This window comes from Streptomyces sp. NPDC058877 (assembly GCF_042742855.1).
Taxonomy (GTDB): domain Bacteria; phylum Actinomycetota; class Actinomycetes; order Streptomycetales; family Streptomycetaceae; genus Streptomyces.
The window spans coordinates 1-16,035 of the sequence record NZ_JBHYMF010000009.1 but is presented as its reverse complement, the minus strand read 5'-3'; the positions used below and the strand labels follow the sequence as shown (position 1 = coordinate 16,035).

General features: G+C 71.2%; 14 protein-coding genes. 6 read left to right on the top strand and 8 right to left on the bottom strand.

Annotated elements, in window-relative coordinates:
• Positions 1–82: 82 nt before the first annotated feature.
• Positions 83–1,720: an acyl-CoA dehydrogenase family protein gene (locus tag ACFW2Y_RS03840; RefSeq protein WP_384873061.1), complete on the bottom strand. Its 1,638-nt coding sequence runs from the start codon at positions 1,718–1,720 to the stop codon at positions 83–85.
• Positions 1,721–1,737: 17 nt separating this feature from the next.
• On the opposite strand from ACFW2Y_RS03840, the gene ACFW2Y_RS03835 reads away from it, so the two are divergent.
• Positions 1,738–2,862, top strand: a complete 1,125-nt coding sequence (locus ACFW2Y_RS03835) for a YihY/virulence factor BrkB family protein (protein ID WP_384873058.1) — start codon at positions 1,738–1,740, stop codon at positions 2,860–2,862.
• Positions 2,863–3,073: 211 nt separating this feature from the next.
• On the opposite strand, the gene ACFW2Y_RS03830 is transcribed toward ACFW2Y_RS03835, so the two are convergent.
• The 4 genes from ACFW2Y_RS03830 to ACFW2Y_RS03815 all read right to left on the bottom strand — a co-directional run bounded on the left by ACFW2Y_RS03830 (position 3,074) and on the right by ACFW2Y_RS03815 (position 6,140).
• Positions 3,074–3,268, bottom strand: a complete 195-nt coding sequence (locus ACFW2Y_RS03830; protein ID WP_384873055.1) for a hypothetical protein — start codon at positions 3,266–3,268, stop codon at positions 3,074–3,076.
• 158 nt (positions 3,269–3,426) lie between these two features.
• Positions 3,427–4,005, bottom strand: a complete 579-nt coding sequence (locus ACFW2Y_RS03825; RefSeq protein WP_384873053.1) for a hypothetical protein — start codon at positions 4,003–4,005, stop codon at positions 3,427–3,429.
• A 3-nt stretch (positions 4,006–4,008) separates the two neighbouring features.
• Positions 4,009–5,151, bottom strand: coding sequence for a DUF6571 family protein (locus tag ACFW2Y_RS03820; protein WP_384873050.1), 1,143 nt, complete (start codon positions 5,149–5,151; stop codon positions 4,009–4,011).
• Positions 5,130–6,140 carry a hypothetical protein gene (locus ACFW2Y_RS03815; RefSeq protein ID WP_384873047.1) on the bottom strand — a complete coding sequence of 337 codons (1,011 nt, stop codon included), beginning with the start codon at positions 6,138–6,140 and terminating at the stop codon, positions 5,130–5,132. The genes ACFW2Y_RS03820 and ACFW2Y_RS03815 overlap by 22 nt, the downstream gene beginning before the upstream one ends.
• Before the next feature lie 400 nt (positions 6,141–6,540).
• On the opposite strand from ACFW2Y_RS03815, the gene rsgA reads away from it, so the two are divergent.
• A complete protein-coding gene (gene rsgA, locus ACFW2Y_RS03810) occupies positions 6,541–7,665 on the top strand; it encodes a ribosome small subunit-dependent GTPase A (protein ID WP_384873045.1) in 1,125 nt (374 codons plus the stop codon).
• 81 nt (positions 7,666–7,746) lie between these two features.
• A complete protein-coding gene (locus ACFW2Y_RS03805; RefSeq protein ID WP_384873043.1) occupies positions 7,747–9,099 on the top strand; it encodes a bifunctional transcriptional activator/DNA repair enzyme AdaA in 1,353 nt (450 codons plus the stop codon).
• On the opposite strand, the gene ACFW2Y_RS03800 is transcribed toward ACFW2Y_RS03805, so the two are convergent.
• The 3 genes from ACFW2Y_RS03800 to ACFW2Y_RS03790 form a co-directional block, all read right to left on the bottom strand.
• The gene (locus ACFW2Y_RS03800) at positions 9,069–9,476 is read right to left on the bottom strand and encodes a PPOX class F420-dependent oxidoreductase (protein ID WP_384873040.1); all 408 of its coding nucleotides are present in this window, start codon (positions 9,474–9,476) and stop codon (positions 9,069–9,071) included. The genes ACFW2Y_RS03805 and ACFW2Y_RS03800 overlap by 31 nt on opposite strands.
• Before the next feature lie 98 nt (positions 9,477–9,574).
• Positions 9,575–10,057, bottom strand: a complete 483-nt coding sequence (locus ACFW2Y_RS03795) for a DUF456 domain-containing protein (RefSeq protein WP_384873038.1) — start codon at positions 10,055–10,057, stop codon at positions 9,575–9,577.
• 199 nt (positions 10,058–10,256) lie between these two features.
• A complete protein-coding gene (locus ACFW2Y_RS03790) occupies positions 10,257–11,240 on the bottom strand; it encodes a helix-turn-helix domain-containing protein (RefSeq protein ID WP_384873035.1) in 984 nt (327 codons plus the stop codon).
• Positions 11,241–12,133: 893 nt separating this feature from the next.
• Here ACFW2Y_RS03790 and ACFW2Y_RS03785 point away from each other — a divergent pair.
• From ACFW2Y_RS03785 to ACFW2Y_RS03775, 3 genes are read left to right on the top strand one after another with little or no spacing between them, the layout of a single operon-like run.
• Positions 12,134–13,726 carry a protein phosphatase 2C domain-containing protein gene (locus ACFW2Y_RS03785; protein WP_384873032.1) on the top strand — a complete coding sequence of 531 codons (1,593 nt, stop codon included), beginning with the start codon at positions 12,134–12,136 and terminating at the stop codon, positions 13,724–13,726.
• A gap of 27 nt (positions 13,727–13,753) precedes the next feature.
• The gene (locus ACFW2Y_RS03780) at positions 13,754–15,496 is read left to right on the top strand and encodes a pyruvate dehydrogenase (RefSeq protein WP_384873030.1); all 1,743 of its coding nucleotides are present in this window, start codon (positions 13,754–13,756) and stop codon (positions 15,494–15,496) included.
• Positions 15,497–15,538: 42 nt separating this feature from the next.
• Positions 15,539–15,988 carry an ATP-binding protein gene (locus ACFW2Y_RS03775; protein WP_384873027.1) on the top strand — a complete coding sequence of 150 codons (450 nt, stop codon included), beginning with the start codon at positions 15,539–15,541 and terminating at the stop codon, positions 15,986–15,988.
• Positions 15,989–16,035: the final 47 nt, after the last annotated feature.

Genomic DNA, 16,035 nt, shown 5'->3' with positions numbered 1-16,035 from the left:
CGCGCGTGCCGACCCGATCGATGTGACACACCCCTCGGGTCCACCCCTGGCACGCGCGGCCCCGCGCCTCCGTAAGCCCCCCTCAGACCTCCGCCCGCGCCCTCTCCACCAGGGACCGCAGGTCCAGCGTGTGCGGGAGCGTCCCGAGCGCCGCACCACCGTCCCCACCGAGCCGTGCCGCACAGAACGCGTCCGCAACCTCCGGCGGAGCCCACCGCACGAGCAGCGCGCCCTGGAGCACCAGCGCCAGCCGCTCCGTCAGCCGTCGGGCCCGCGCCTCGATGCCCTCCAGATCGGCCAGCTCGACGAGCATCCCCCGGATCGCCCGGTCCAGACGGTGGTCCGCGCCCCGCGCCGCCCCGACCTCCCGCAGCACCGCATCGAGTGCGGCGGGCTCGGTCCGCAGCACCCGCACCACGTCCAGGGCCTGCACGTTCCCCGAGCCCTCCCAGACCGAGTTGAGCGGCGACTCCCGCAGCAGTCGGGGCATTCCCGACTCCTCCACGTAGCCGTTGCCCCCCAGGCATTCGAGCGCCTCCGCCACCACCGGAGTGCACCGCTTCGTCACCCAGTACTTCGCCGCCGGCACCGCGAGCCGCAACAGCGCCCGCTCCTCCTCCGTACCGGCGTCGTACGCCGCTGCGAGCCGCAGCCCGAGCACGGTCGCCGCCTCCGATTCCAGCGCCAGATCGGCCAGTACGTTCCGCATCAGGGGCTTCTCGACGAGCGGCCCGCCGAAGGCGCTCCGATGCGTGCAGTGGTGGACGGCCTGCGCCACCGCCTGCCGCATCAGCGCCGCCGAGCCGAGGACGCAGTCGAGCCGGGTCGCCGCCACCATGCCCATGATCGTCCCGATCCCGCGCCCCTCCTCGCCGATGCGACGGGCCCAGGTCGTGCCGTCGAACTCCACCTCCGCAGAGGCGTTCGACCGATTGCCCAACTTGTCCTTCAAACGCTGGATCGCGAAGGCGTTGCGCGAGCCGTCCGCGAGCACCCGGGGCACCAGGAAACAGGTGAGCCCCGCCGGAGCCTGTGCGAGGACCAGGAAGGCGTCCGACATCGGCGCCGAACAGAACCACTTGTGCCCGGTCAGGACGTACTCGCCGTCGACCGCCAGCGGACGGGCCTCCGTCCTGTTCGCCCGGACGTCACTGCCGCCCTGCTTCTCCGTCATCGCCATGCCGAGCAGCGCCCCGGGCTTCTCCGCCACCGGGCGGAGCTCCCGCGCGTACACGTGGGAAACGGCCGCCGGCTCCCACACCGCCGCGAGCTCCGGCTCGGCGCGCAGCGCGGGCACCGCGGCGTGCGTCATCGACAGCGGACAGCCGTGCCCGGCCTCCGCCTGCGAGGCCACCAGGAAACCGGCCGCGCGCCGCACGTGTCCCCCCGGCCTGTCCCACGCATGGGTGAGCCCGGCCGCCACGGAACGCCCCAGGAGCCGGTGCCAGGCCGGATGGAACTCCACCTCGTCGATCCGCCGGCCGTACCGGTCATGGGTCCGCAATCGGGGCGGGTTCTCGTTCGCCTGCTCGCCCCACTCCCGCAGCTGCGCCGATCCGGTCGCCCGTCCCAGCACCCCCAGTTCCTCGCGCACCTCGGGGAGGAGGTCCGGGGCGAGGTGCCGCTCGACGGCCTCGCTCAGCGCCCGGTCGCTCGTGAAGACGTCGTACCCGACCAGGGGCGGGACCTGATTGGTCACGGTGTGGGTGCTCGCTGCCATGCCGATACGGTAAGCAGGTGCAGGCAGCAAGAGAAACACCCGATCGGCCCGAGCGGCGCCCGTGGAGCAGGCTCCACCGTGCGCGCGTCCTCTACCGCAACGTCTCCAAGCGGAAGATGGGCTGGCTGCTGCTCAAGGACACCGTCAATTCGTGCATCGAGTACCGGATCCTCGGCCTCGCCGCCGAGGCGGCCTTCTTCACGCTGCTGTCCCTGCCGCCGCTGCTGCTCGGCCTCATCGCCCTCCTCGGGTACGCCGACGACTGGACCAACACGGACACCGTCGCCAGCATCCAGGAGAACATCCTCCACGCTGCCGGAACGGTCCTCTCCGACCGAGGCGTCCACGACATCGCCAAACCGCTCCTGGACGACGTCACCCAGGGCAAACGCCCCGAGCTCATCTCCCTCGGCTTCGCCATCGCCCTCTGGTCCGGATCGCGGGCGGTGAACGTCTTCATCGACACCATCACCGTCATGTACGGGCTCGACGGCCACCGCGGCATCGTGAAGACCCGGCTCCTGGCCTTCCTCCTCTACATCGTGGCCCTCGTCATCGGCGCCGTCGTGCTGCCGCTCGCGGTCGTCGGCCCCGACCGCGTCGTCGAGCTCGTCCCCTGGGGCACCGAGCTCGTCGCCGTCCTCTACTGGCCCGCCGTCATCCTGCTCTCCGTCGCCTTCCTCACGACGCTCTACCACGTGTCCGTCCCCGTCAGGTCGCCCTGGATCGAGGACATCCCCGGCGCCCTCGTCGCGCTCGGCATGTGGGTGCTCGGCAGCTTCCTGCTGCGGATCTACCTCACCAGTCAGGTCGAGGGGCCGACCATCTACGGCTCGCTCGCCGCCCCCATCGCCGTTCTCCTCTGGATCGGCATCTCGGCCTTCGCTGTCCTCGTCGGCGCCGCCGTGAACGCCGCGATCGACCGCGTCTGGCCCTCCGTCGCCACGGCCGCCGCCCGCGAGGCCAACGAGCGGGCCCGCGCCGTCCAGGCCGCCGAACTGGTCGCCCGCGTGCGTGCCGAGGAGGAGGACGTCGACGAGGACGACCCGGACATGCCCTCCGAGTTCCCCGAGCGCTGGTCCAAGTTCCTCCCGCCGGACGACGTGAAGTCCCGCCTCCACTCGGGCTGGGACAAGGACTGAGGCACACGGCAGCCCTTCCGACGACCGGCCCCCGAAGGAGGAGCCCCCTGCGGGAAGCGCCGGACGCCCCGATCCGTCTTCCGGCTGAGCGCCCCGTAACACAGGGTCTGCGGCAGTGGCGGCTTCTTCTCGTCAGGCCAGAGGCTCGCCGTCACGACGGCCACCCCGGCGACGCCGAGCACGACGGTCAGCGGCAGCCGCTTCCTGTCCATCAGTAGCGCTCGCCCATCTTCATGTCGGCGTCCTTGATCCCGTTCTGATACCACTGCTGGGCCGTCGGCTGGAGGCCGCCCTCGTACTCACCGGGGCTGGCGTCCAGCTCCGAGGGCTGGAGCTTTCGTTCCATCGCCATCTGACGCAGCATGGCGTACATCTGCTTCTGGCCCTCGGGGTAGTGGTTGAGCATGCTGCGGCCTCCTCGTTCTTCAGGCCAGTCACCGGAGTCGGCGCGCCGACCAGAACGATCAGGGCGTCCCCATCGGATGGCAAGGAGTGCGCTTCCACCCATCGTGGCGACGTGCAGCGGGGGTCGGTGAGCGACGACTGCCTCCACTGACGCTGGTCCTACGCTTCGCAGCCGTATTTCTTGGCGATATTGACCGCAGCTTCGCGCACAACGGCCGCGTTGTTCCGAATCGCCGTATCCCGGTCGACGAGTTTCTTCTCTTCCTCTTCCTCTTTTTTCGAGGGCCTGATCAGCGTCACCACGATGTACGGGGCGGTCGAGCCCATGCGGGCGGCGCAGCCGGCGGGCAGCACCGCCTCGGCCTCGTCGGGGCGCACCCAACCCTTGAAGCCGGGGCCGAGGGGGACGGAGTCCTTCCTGGGGCCTGAGTCATGCAGCTCGTCCTGGATGATCAGGTTGAAGGTGCCCCGGGAGTAGTCGTTGTCGGGGTTGGCGCGCATCACGCCGCATCCCTTGAACACCTTGAGGTCGCCCTTGCCCGGGCTTTCCCACTCCTCCGTGCTGACCTCGCCGCCCTTGCCGTCGTCGATCAGTTCCGCCGTCTGGCGGCTGAGCGCCCCGTGACACAGGGTCTGCGGCAGTGGCGGCTTCTCCCCGTCAGGCCAGAGGCTCGCCGTCACGACGGCCACCCCGGCGACGCCGAGTACGACGGTCAGCGGCAGCCACTTCTTGTCCATCGATCACTGTCCCATCGCCTTGTCCGCTTCCCCCATGCCGTACGCGTACCACTGCTGGGTGGTCGACTGGAGGCCGTCCTCGTACTCACCAGGGCTCGCGTCCAGTTCCTGCGGCGTGAGCCCGCGCTTCATCGCCATCCCGCGCAACAGGCGGTACATCTCCTGCTGGCCCTCGTCGTAATGCTTGATCATGTTTTCACGAGTCGCGGCGTCGAACTTGGCGTTGTCGTTGTTCAGGGCCCCGCTCAGAGCCCAGTCCACCGTACGCTGGACCCCGTCGCCGACGACCGGGATGGGGGTCAGCAGTCCGCCGACGACGTGGTAGTTGACCATCTTGTTCCAGTTGTTGGCGTCCTTCTCCGCCTGCCCCATGTCGTAGATGACGTCGCCGCGCACACCGTCGAGGTGCCCGAGCGCCGATGCCGACTGCTTGACCCAGGCCCGCAGTTCCTCGTCCTTCTCGCGGAAGGACTCCGCCGGGAAGTGGTTGAGGCCCTCACCGATGACCACGCTCTGTGAAGCGTGGATGATCTTGTAGGCGTCGGGGTCCTCCGCCGTGGAGCGGATGATCCGGGTGAGGTCGCCGCGGTCGATCGTCAGCTGGTTGAAGTCGGTCGGGCCGTCCATCTGCTTGCCGAGGATCTGGTGCACGTCGGAGCCGTAGTCGGCGATCATGTCGGCCATCGGCAGGCGCATGGTGACGGGGATGGCGCTCTGGTTCGAGTGCAGTTCCTTGGTGTACTCGCCCATCACCCGATTGAAGATCGCGGTCTCGGCGCCGTCGTGATGCGCCGGCACCGGGTGCAACGGCGAACCGGGCACGCGGCCGGTGGCAGCGGCCTCCAGTGCGAGGCCGAACTCGGCGCGGGCCGAGGTGTACTGGGTCTCCGCCGGCATCCTGCTCTCGACGTCGCCACCGGGCCATTTCCGGTCATCCATGAAGTACTTCAGGTTATCCGTGGTGTTCGGGTCGAAGTAGTGGGTGGATGCGGACGGGTTGCGGCTCATGGCGTTCAGAAGGCCCTTCATCGGGTCCTCCCGCGTGCCCTGCCAGTTCTTCATGTAGCCGTCGTACGGATCGTCAGTGTGGGTCTCCCACTCCCGGATGGTGTCGCCGACCTCCGTCAGGAAGGCCTCGCTGAACACCGGGTCACCCTCGTCCTTTTCCAGGGCGAGGACTTCTCCTTGGGACCCTTGTTCGGGTCGTACACCTCGTCGCTGCCAGAGTCCGCGGCCATCAGCTTCGTCAGCGCGTTCAGCCCCGCCGCACCGCCCGACAGCTGACCCGGGTGCTGGTTGGGCAGGCCGTTGCCGTCGCGGGCAAGGCCGATGAGTCGGTCCGTCCACGCCGAAGTCATGCCACCCGGGGAGCCGATCGGCGAGTCGGGCCCGGTAGCGGTGGCGAGGGTGCCGGACAGGGCCTTGTAGAGGCGGGCGTCGGTGGCCGAGACCGAGCCGTCGCGGCCGCCGTGCTCGAGGCTGCCGGCGAGCAGGAGGACCGCTTCCTGGCCGTCGCGGCCGTTGTAGCTGAGGTTCGTCATCATCTCGGCGGAGAACGCGGGCGAGTTCTTGCCGCCCTCGACGAGGGTGAGCAGCCGCTCGCGGTCTTTGTCGTCGAGGTGCTCCCAGCGGGCGTACAGCTTGGCCGCCTCGCGGCCGTTCTCGGTCTGCTGCTTCTCCTCCTCGCGCAGCTTCTTCGCGTCGGCGACACCGCCGATGTCGGTACTGCCGAAGTCGTTCGGGTGGTTCTTGATGAGTGAGCGCAGGCCCCAGGCGCACAGTTCGTCGGCCTCGGCCGCGCGCTGCAGGATGCCTTCGATCTTGTCCCGCAGCGCGTCGAACTGTGCTTCGGTGGCGACGGGTTCGGTGCTGTTCGCCGGGCGCCGGTCGGGGTGGACCCGGTGGCTGAGGACGCCGTTGGGGTAGATGGTGATGCCCGGCGGCGGGTTGTCGTACGTGGCCTTCAGATCGTCCTGTGCGGACTTGAGCAACTGGTGCGCGTCCTGGAGGAGGTCGCGTACGGATTCGGCCTCGGTGACGGCGTCGCCGAACTCCTTGGCCGTCTTGGTGACGAACTCCTTCGTCACGGAGGCGTTCTCACCCCGCCACGTGGACTTGTCGGCCTTGGACGTCATGGCCGACGCGTCCGTCTTGAGCGGACATGGCCGTCAAGGCGGCTCCGGGCGTGCCCGGCGGTCTTCCGGGATGTGCAGGACGTCGTGCGACTTGCGGCGTAAGGCCGGTTCGTCTGCCGCGGAGCGTCGGTGGGTGGCTCTCGGATTTAATCGGTGGTGCCGTGTCCGGGGGCGGGGCTATGGTTCTGCTCGTTCCAGGGCGCGGCTGTGCCGCTGTCCAGGGCACGGTGTTGGCTCGTTGAGAAGAAGCAGGAGGTGAGGACATTGATGACTGTCACGGTGACGGGCTCTGCCCGCATTCAGGAGTTCATCGTTCCCACCCCTGTGGTCTCCGGCTGACACCCACTCGATCCGCGCGCTCGGAGCGCGCTGCCGGGGCCACCCTTCGAAGGGTTTCCCCTTGTTCCACGCTTCGTTCCGTCCGTCTTCTGCTTCCGACGGTCGTCACCCGCTTGCTCCCTACGGTTGGGACGAGCGCTGGGCCGTTGACTTCGAGCCGTACGCCGGTCGGGGTCTCCTTCCCGGCCGGGTCGTACGGGTCGACCGCGGTCAGTGCGACATCGCCACCGTCGAGGGCCTGGTCCGTGCCGACACGGCCTTCGTGACCCCGCACGACCCGCTGCGGGTCATCTGCACCGGAGACTGGGCCGCCGTCGATCCGGTCGATGCCGGCGATCCCCGCTACGTCCGGGCCTGTCTGCCGCGCCGTACGGCCTTCGCGCGTTCCACCTCCTCCAAGCGGTCCGAGGGCCAAGTCCTCGCCGCCAACGTCGACCACGCCGTCATCACGGTCTCCCTGGCCGTCGAGCTCGACCTCGGCCGGATCGAACGCTTCCTCGCCCTGGCCTGGGAGTCCGGTGCCCAGCCGACCGTCGTCCTGAGCAAGGCCGACCTGGTGCCCGACCCGGTCGGACTGTCCTACCTCGTCGAGGACGTGGAAACGGTCGCGCCCGGCGTGCAGGTGCTGCCCGTCAGCTGCACCACCGGCGAAGGGCTCGACGTGCTGGCCGCGACGGTCGCGGGGGGCACGACCGTGCTCCTCGGAGTCTCCGGTGCGGGCAAGTCGACCCTGGCCAACACGCTCGTCGGCGAAGAGATCATGACCGTGCAGGCGGCCCGTGACGTCGACGGCAAGGGGCGTCACACGACGACCACCCGCAATCTCTTCGTCCTCCCCGGAGGGGGCGTCCTCATCGACACCCCCGGGCTGCGCGGGGTAGGTCTCTGGGACGCCGAAGCCGGCGTCGGCCAGGTCTTCTCCGAGATCGAGGAACTGGCGGGGGACTGCCGCTTCCACGACTGCGCGCACGACGCGGAGCCAGGTTGCGCGGTGGCGGCGGCGATCGAGGAGGGGGCGCTGCCCGCGCGCCGCCTGGAAAGCTACCGCAAGCTGATCCGGGAGAACCGCCGGATCGTGGCCAAGACCGATGCCCGGGTGCGCTCCGAAATGCTCAAGGAGTGGAAGCGGATCGGCGCGGGGGGCCGTGCGGCCATGGAGTTCAAGCGGCAGGGTCGGATCCGCTAGCGCCGTGGCGCCGTACCCGCCCGCAGCGTGATGTCCGAAAACCGCGAGGCGGGTGGGTGCGGGTCCCGCACACTGGGAGCCATGAGGGACGACGACACCCGCTACGAGGCGGTCAGCAGCAGGGACGCGCGGTTCGACGGAGAGTTCTTCTTCGCCGTCCGGACCACCGGGATCTACTGCCGTCCCAGCTGCCCCGCCGTCACCCCGAAGCGGCAGAACGTGTCGTTCTACCCCACGGCAGCAGCCGCCCAGGGGCACGGCTTCCGCGCCTGTCGCCGTTGTCGGCCGGACGCCGTGCCCGGCTCGGCCGAGTGGAACGCGCGGGCCGATGTCGTCGGGCGCGCCATGCGGATGATCGGCGACGGAGTCGTCGACCGCGAGGGCGTGCCCGGACTCGCCGGACGCCTCGGCTACAGCACCCGGCAGGTCCAGCGCCAGCTCACCGCCGAACTGGGGGCTGGGCCCGTCGCGCTCGCCCGCGCCCAGCGGGCACACACCGCGCGCCTGCTGCTGCAGACCACCGGGCTGCCCGTCACCGAGATCGCCTTCGCCGCCGGCTTCGCCAGCGTCCGCCAGTTCAACGAGACGATCCGCACCGTCTACGCCCGCACCCCCACGGCCCTGCGGGCGGAGGCGGGCAGCGGTGCGGGAGCCCGCACCGCGCTCGCCGCCGGAGTGCCGCTACGGCTGGCCCACCGCGGGCCGTACGCCGCCGGGGAGGTCTTCGACCTGCTCGCCGCCGAGGCCGTGCCCCGGGTGGAGGAAGTCGTCGGCGAGCCCGGCACCCGCACCTACCGGCGCACGCTCCGTCTCCCGTACGGCACCGGTGTCGTCTCCGTCGACGAGCGCTCCGCCGGCCGCTGGCTGGAGGCCCGCATCCACCTCACCGAGCTGCGCGACCTCACCACCGCGGTGCACCGGCTGCGCCGCCTCTTCGACCTGGATGCTGACCCGTACGCGGTCGCCGAGCGCCTCGGTGCCGCCCCCGGGCTCGTCGCCGAGGTGGCCGCCAGGCCCGGGGTCCGCTCCCCGGGCACGGCCGAGCCCGAGGAGTTCGCGTTGCGGGTCGTCCTCGGAGCCGAAGAGGCGGCCCGGGTCGTCGAGCGACTCGGCACCCCGCTGGCCGTCGCCTGCGGTGCCCTCACCCATGTCTTCCCCGAACCGGCCGCCCTCACCGACCATCCCGTTGCAGGACCGTTGGCCCGGGCCCTCGTCGACGGATCCGTACGCCTCGACCCCGGTGCGGACCGCGAAGAAGCCGTGCGTGCCCTGGCCACCGTTCCCGGTGTGACCGCCGGGAACGTCGCCCTGATCAGAATGCGGGCCCTCGGCGACCCGGACGTGCCGCTGGTGGCCGGGGCCGGGGGCGAGGAGTGTCGGCCGTGGCGCTCGTACGCGGCGCGCTACCTGGGCGCGGACCCCTGGGGGAGGTAGCCCTCCAGGCCCCAGCTGTGGATCCGGCGCGGGTGGATCCGGATCACCTCCTCGCTGAAGTACGGGCCCAGCCCGTGGGGACCCACGAGGAGCTCCGCCTCGCCGCGGATCTCCACGCCCCGCACGCGCCAGGGGCGGGTGCTCACGAGGTCGTCGACCACCAGTGCCACCTTCGGGTTCTGCTGCAGGTTGCGCCACTTCTTCGTCCGACCCATCGCGCTGCCGCCCACCAGGACCGTGCCGTCGTCCTGCGGGAAGAAGACCACGGGGTTGGCCTGCGGCTGGCCGGACGGGTCGACGGTCGCCAACCGGCCGAGCCGCCGTCCGTCCGTGAGGTAGGCGCGTTCGGTCTCGTCGAAGTCCTGGAAATCCCTCATGGGTCCAGGATCACGCAGGTCGGCTCCGGACGGACCGGTGACGAGAGGGACCGGCTCCGGACGGAGCGATGACGAGGCGGACCGGTGGGAGGGGGCGCTCAGCCCCAGATCACCGCGCCCGCCCAGGCGCCCACGATCAGCAGACAGGCGAACAGCTCGACGAGCACGCTGGTGCCCGCCGCCCGCATCACCGCCCGGGTCGCCGCCCCGGCCTGGCCGTGGCCGCCGAGGCGGAGCCGCTCCGAGAGGTAGACCCCGCCGACGAAGCCGGGGATCGCGCCGACCACCGGAATCAGCACGAAGCCCAGGAGGGCGCCGACCCCGGCGTACGCCACCATCCGCCGGGTGATGCCGACCCCCCGCAAGCGGCGTGGCGGCAGCTGCCAGACCACCACCTGGGTGAGGAGGAGCAGGCCGGTCGAGGAGGCCAGCAGGATCCAGGCGAGGTCCGTCCGCTCGTGCAGTGCCCACCAGAGCATCGCCGCCCACACCAGCCACGTCCCCGGCACGCCGGGCGCGAGCACCCCGAACAGGCCGAGCAGCATCACTGTCGCGACCATCAGGAGCTGCCACACACCCACGCAGCCCAGCCTGCACGACGCCACCGGTCCCCGCAGGTCGCGCAGGGCGTACGGGGTACGGTCCGGGGCGGGGCACCCGCTCTCCCGGCCCGGGGCCCGCCGGCCCCGGGGGGCACGCTCGATGCCCGGAGGTCCGCCCCGAGGCGCCTCCCACCCGGCCGACCGCGCCCCTTCGAAGCGCCGGTCCCGCGCCCCGGGCTCAGTCGCGGGCGACCCAGCCCTTCTCGTACGCGTGCCAACCCAGCTGCAGTCGGGTCGTGACCCCCGTCAGCTCCATCAGTCCCTTGACCCGGCGCTGTACCGTCCGCAGTCCCAGGTCCAGCTGCTTCGCCACGCTGGCGTCCGTCATGCCGGCCAGGAGCAGCGACAGGATCTCCAGGTCCATCACGTCCGGGCCCGGGGCCTCGTCCTCGGTGATCTGCGCACCTGCGCCGAGCCGTAGCGGCAGGGCCTCCCGCCACACCGATTCGAACAGGCCCGTCAGGGATTCCAGCAGCCCGCTCGCGTGCACGACGATCGCCGAGGGTTCCGCGCCCCGCCCGGTCAGCGGCACCATGGCCAAGGACCGGTCGGCGATGACGAGCTTGGTGGGAACGCGGTCCGCGACCCGGACCTTCTCCTCCCGGCTCAGTGCCGCCGAGAGTTCGAGGAGCCCCGACGGCAGGGTGAGCACCTCGCGCTCGATCACCACCCGGTAGCGCACTCCGCGCCCGGCCGCTTGCTCTTCTGCGTCGTTCTCCAGTCCGGAGACGGCGATCGGCTTGCCCGTCACGAGCGCACACACCTCTTCCTGTGCGCCCAGTTGGAGCTGGAGGAAACGGTGGGTCACCGCGCTGGTGCCCGTCACCACCTCCACCAGGTCGTGCACGGCCGCCTCCGTCGCCTCCGCCCGGTACTCCTCGGCGAGCAGCGCTGCAGCCAGCTCGGCCTGCTCCAGCTCGTGGCGCTGTTGGGTCAGGAGCGCACCGAGCGCCACTCCCGGCGGGGCCGCCACCCAACGGCCGGTGCAGGAGGAGGACTGGGCGGCGAGCCCCTGTGCCTCGAGGCGGCGCAGCGCCCGCTCGGTGTCCTGCTCGGGCAGGGCGAGCCGGTGTGCGAGGTCGGAGACCTCGGCCGCGCCCAGCGCGACCAGGGCGCGGTACGCGGACTCCTGGAGCTCGTCCAGTCCTATCGCTCCCAGCATCGATGCCCCACCCCTCGCCCCACTCCGGCGGGCCGGCCCCGGACCTTCTGGGGACGCTCACCGGAGCCATTCGTTCCGTTGGTGACCTGGCGGGAAACGGCCACGGCGCATTCCCGCCTCCCTCATCATCCCTGTACCTCCCTCACCTCTGCCAATGTGGCGCCACCGCAGCACCAACGACCTCCGCGGAAGGGCGGATTGCGCCTTCCTTCCGGATTCAGATGGGGAGAGCGATGCGTCCGATTTCGCGTACGGTCCCGGGGGCGGCCACCGCCGTCGCCCCGATCGTCACCACGACGTCCCCGGGGCCCCTGCCGAAGCCGACAGGAGCGCGCTGGGACAGGACTCCATGAAGATCGGCAGCAGGGTGTGGGACCGCTCCACGTCCGTCAATCAGCTAGGGAAAGTCACCTCACGGCGTGATGACAAGGTCTATTCTCAGGGCATCCCGATTCCCTTCCCCCGGTACGACCTTCCGGAGGACGGACGCAGGACCCTCGCCGCGACCGACGGCCAGCACATCGGCCTGACCGCGACGGAACACGCGGGTCACGCTCCCGCGGCGCTCGCCTCGGCGAAGCTCTCGTCCCCCCCCACGACGGGGGCACGAGCCGGCCCGAAGCGCAGGTCCCCAGCAGGGCGACGGCTGGACCGCCACCGTGAACCACGCGGGTGAGACGGGCGAGCAGGTCACCCCGGGGGCCGAACCGACGGACGCGCACGGCAACTCCGTCACCCAGACCGTGGTCCGCGCTGACGACGTGCGTTGACCACGCCGGTCCGCCGGGCGTCCTTCCCGTGGGGGGTGGGGTCGTCCGGCGGACCACCCGTTTGCAGCAGCGCTTTTCCCGATGTCCCGTTTTCCGGCGCTGTGCGCGGTGGACAATAAGGGCATGACTCAGCAGGGGGACAGCTGGTGGGACAAGCTCTACGACGCGTCGGTGCCGGACACGGCCCCGACGGCCTCGGGCGACACGCTCGACGAACACTTCGACACGGCGACCCGCGCCACCGTTGGGCCGCCGGCCCGGACGCCCGGCGAGAGCCCTGCGGCGGGGCCGGTCCGGGTTCCCGAACCGGCCCGTGACCCCAGGGTCACACGGCTCCCCGACCGCGCAGTCGACCGCGAGCCCGCCCCGGATCCGACGCCGCCACCTCAGCCGTCCACCCCACCCCCAGTCACCCCACCCCCAGTCCCACCACCCGCCCCCTCGCCGTCCGCTCCGCCGGCGCCTGGTGCCGCCCAGCCTCCGCCCGCGCCCCTCTCCCCGCCCGCGCCCCCATCCCCGGCCGCCCCACCGGTCGTGCCGGGGAAGGCGCCCTGGGAAGCACCCGACGCGGGTCCGCGCACCTTCCCCGGGGCCCCGCCGCCGACGGCCGGGGCACCCACGGTCCAGATGTCGGGGCTTCCGGCGGTCGACGAGGAACCGGAGACCGACACCGGGCCCGACACCGGGCCCGACACCGGTCCCGTCGTCGCGGCGGTCGTGTCCGTGCCCCGGCCGAGAACCGGTTTCGTCGGCAGCAGGCCGCCCACGTACGAGGCCGAACCCACCGCCCTACCGGTTGCCCGCCCCGGCGAACTCGCCCAGTTGGTCGCCGACACCGTGCTCGACGGCGCCCGCTACGGCACCTGCACCCTGCGGGCCGCCTCCGTGCGGGGAGACTCCGCCCGCTACCGCGGCGAACCCCGCCGCGACGCCCTCCTCACCGCCCGCTTCGGGCACGACGGGACCGCACTCGTCCTGGTGGCCGTCGCAGCCGGTTCCCGCGCCGCAGAGAACGCCCACCTCGCTGCCGCCGACGCCTGCCACTGGATCGCCGAGGCCGTCGGCCGCAGCCATGCCCGGCTCTCCGAGGACATCAGGTCCGGTCGCCGCGGCGACCTCAAGTCGGGACTGCACCGGCTCACCGACCGCACGTGCGGCAAGCTGCGGGCCCGTGCCGTCGACCGGGGCCTCGCCCCCGACGAGTACACCGCAACCCTCCGGTGCCTCCTCGTCCCGGCCGATCCCGAGTGCCGCACCCGGGTCTTCTTCGGTACCGGTGGAGGGGGGCTCTTCCGGCTCCGTGACGGCTCCTGGCAGGACCTGGAGCCGCTGCTGCCCGGACCGAACGCTGCCACCGGCGCCCCCGCACCCGCCCTCGACTCCCCGCCGACCGGCCCCGAGGCGACCCGGGACGGCGACCGGCTCACCGTGGACCTCGACATCGCCACCGCGCCACCGCTCGTCGAGGAGCCCGTGCCGCCGCCCGCCGAGCCGTTCCGCTTCCGGGCCTCGGTCGCCCGGCCCGGCGACACCCTGCTCCTCGCCTCTCCCGGGCTCGCCGATCCGATGCGCGGCGAGCCGGCCCTCGCCCAGGAGCTCGCCACCCGCTGGGCCGGTGCCGAGCCACCTGGCCTCGCCGCCTTCCTCGCCGACACCCAGCTGAGGGTGACGGGGTACGCCGACGACCGTACGGGGGTGGCCGTCTGGGAGGCGTGATCAGCCGGGGCGTGTGTTGATGGAGCCATGGCCAAACAGAACGTGGCGGAACAGTTCGTCGACATCCTGGTCCGGGCGGGCGTCAGGCGTCTGTACGGAGTGGTCGGCGACAGCCTGAATCCGGTCGTCGACGCGATCCGCCGTACCCCCGCGCTCGACTGGATCCAGGTGCGGCACGAGGAGACCGCCGCGTTCGCCGCAGGCGCCGAGGCCCAGATCACCGGCGGCCTCGCCGCCTGCGCGGGCTCCTGCGGCCCGGGCAACCTGCACCTCATCAACGGGCTGTACGACGCCCACCGCTCCATGGCCCCGGTCCTCGCCCTCGCCTCGCACATTCCGTCCGGCGAAATCGGCCTGGGGTACTTCCAAGAGACCCATCCCGATCAGCTGTTCCGCGAGTGCAGCCACTACAGCGAACTGATCTCCAACCCGGCGCAGATGCCCCGGCTGCTCCACACGGCGATCCAGCACGCCGTCGGCCGCGGTGGTGTCGGCGTCGTTTCGCTCCCCGGTGACATCGCCTCCCGGCCGGCACCGGAGAAGACGGTGGAGACCGCGCTCGTCACCTCCCGGCCCACGGTCCGCCCGGGGGACGGCGAGATCGACGCCCTCGTACGGATGATCGATGCCGCGGACCGGGTGACGCTCTTCTGCGGCAGCGGCACGGCCGGGGCGCACGCCGAGGTGATGCAGTTCGCCGAGCGGCTCAAGGCTCCCGTCGGCCACGCCCTGCGGGGCAAGGAGTGGATCCAGTACGACAATCCGTACGACGTCGGCATGAGCGGCCTGCTCGGGTACGGAGCCGCCTACGAGGCGACCCACGAGTGCGACCTGTTGATCCTGCTCGGCACCGACTTCCCGTACAACGCCTTCCTGCCCGACGACGTCAAGATCGTGCAGGTGGACGTCCGGCCCGAGCACCTCGGCCGCCGCTCCCGGCTCGACCTGGCGGTCTGGGGCGACGTCCGGGAGACCCTGCGCTGTGTGACGCCCCGGGTCCGGGCCAAGTCCGACCGGCGCTTCCTCGACAAGATGCTGAAGAAGCACGCAGATGCGCTGGAGGGCGTCGTCAAGGCGTACACCCGCAAGGTCGAGAAGCACGTTCCCGTCCATCCCGAGTACGTCGCCTCGGTCATCGACGAGCTGGCCGACGAGGACGCGGTGTTCACCGTCGACACCGGCATGTGCAACGTCTGGGCGGCCCGCTACCTCTCGCCCAACGGGCGGCGCAGGATCATCGGCTCGTTCAGCCACGGCTCCATGGCGAACGCCCTGCCGCAGGCGATCGGCGCCCAGTTCACCGACCGGAACCGCCAGGTCGTTTCGCTCTCCGGAGACGGCGGCTTCTCGATGCTGATGGGCGACTTCCTGACCCTCGTCCAGTACGACCTGCCCGTGAAGGTCGTCGTCTTCAACAACTCCTCGCTGGGCATGGTCGAGCTGGAGATGCTGGTCGCCGGCCTGCCCTCGTACGGGACGACCAACAAGAACCCGGACTTCGCCGCCATCGCCCGCGCGGCCGGAGCCCACGGAGTCCGGGTCGAGAAGCCCAAGCAACTGGCGAGCGCCCTCAAGGGGGCCTTCGCACACAAGGGGCCGGCCCTGGTCGACGTCGTCACCGACCCCAACGCGCTCTCCATTCCGCCGAAGATCAGCGCCGACATGGTGACCGGCTTCGCGCTCTCCGCCAGCAAGATCGTCCTGGACGGGGGAGTGGGACGGATGCTGCAGATGGCCCGCTCGAACCTGCGGAACGTGCCCAGGCCCTGACCCTCAGCCACCACCTCATGAATGCGTACGGTGATGTGGGGCATGCATCCCCGTGAGCCTGTTCGACGCGACGTATGGGTGGGGGATATGGCCGGGGAGGCACGACAGCCGACTCAACTGCTCAGGAAGGTGGGATGCGCGGATCTCACCGCAGTGCCGGAGGTGCGGCACGCCCTGCGCGAACTGCTGCGGAAGTGGGGCGGACCGGGTGACTCCGACGTGGCCGAACTGCTCACCAGCGAACTGGTGACCAATGCCCTGGTCCACACCGAGCACGGCGCCGTCGTGACCGCGACGGTCGTTCCCGAGCAGGTGAGGGTCGAGGTCCGTGACTTCGTGCCGGGTCTGGAACGCCCGTGCGTGCCGCCCGCCGACGACGGTACGCACGGCAGGGGGCTCGTCCTCGTCCAGGCGCTCGCCGACTCCTGGGGGGTCGAGGAGCAGGAGGTGGGCAAGGTGGTGTGGTTCGAACTGACCGGCGGGGCCGCCTGAGGGACGGCCCCGCCGGTCTTCGCAGGGGAAGCGGTCAGCCGAACTGC